This window comes from Novosphingobium sp. PC22D (assembly GCF_002556635.1).
Lineage (GTDB): Bacteria > Pseudomonadota > Alphaproteobacteria > Sphingomonadales > Sphingomonadaceae > Novosphingobium.
In genome coordinates, this window is sequence record NZ_MWMO01000055.1 from 1 (window position 1) to 853 (window position 853).

Consider the following 853-nt stretch of genomic DNA (forward strand, 5'->3'; position numbering starts at 1 on the left):
TAGGTTTCGTGGACAAAGGGTATCCATTGCAGGGCTGAGACGAGATTGACGAAGCCGAGGTAGGACTCTTTGGTTTTGTCGTATCGAGTTGCGATACGCCGCCAGTTCTTGAGTTTGTTGAAGAGGCGTTCGACAAGATTGCGCCAACGGTATTTTTCGCGATCGTGTGGGATTGGATCGCGCCGATTGCTTTTGGCGGGAATGACAGCCTCAACGTCAGCATTGGCCAATTCCTCGCGGATGGCATCTGCATCGTAGCCCTTGTCCGCCAACAATGCCTCGATCTTATGAGCAATCAAACGGAACAGCGGGCCAAAGCCTTGGATATCGTGGCTCTGGCCCGGGGTCAGGACAAAGCCGAGCGGTCGGCCTTTGGCATCGCAGCGGGCGTGGAGCTTTGTGCTGAATCCGCCTCGCGATCGGCCAAGCGCCTCGGTTTCCTGAGTCCCTTTTTTATGCCGACGGCACAATGATGTGCTCGGACCACGGTGCTGTCGATCATGTCCGCAGTGGCATCACGAGCCACCATTTCGCCCAGTGTCTCGAGCATCGCCTCGAACACCCCGGTCGTAACCCAGCGCCGGTAGCGGCGGAAAACGCTGTTCCACTTGCCATATTCATCCGGCAAGTGGCGCCATTGCGAACCTGTGCGGGCGATCCACATCATGCCTTCGAAATACAGCCGGTTGTCCTGTGCTGGACGACAGCCACGACCACGCTCAGATGGCAGTAATGTGCCGATGATCCCCCACTCGTCCTCCGTCAGCCCAATACGCTCGCCCAACGCCACCTCCAAAAGGCAGCCTTGAATCAACGCCCGATCCTGCTGTCAACCTTTGTCCACGAAACCTAG

General features: G+C 57.3%; 1 protein-coding gene and 1 pseudogene. Both read right to left on the minus strand.

Going from position 1 to position 853, the window contains the following annotated elements; translation table 11 throughout:
- Nucleotides 1-470, minus strand: a 470-nt coding sequence (locus tag B2G71_RS24705; RefSeq protein WP_080604449.1) for an IS5 family transposase, incomplete at its 3' end; no start/stop codon positions are given.
- 5 nt (nucleotides 471-475) lie between these two features.
- Nucleotides 476-790, minus strand: a pseudogene (locus B2G71_RS24710) (transposase); the annotation flags it as partial.
- Nucleotides 791-853 lie beyond the last annotated feature (63 nt).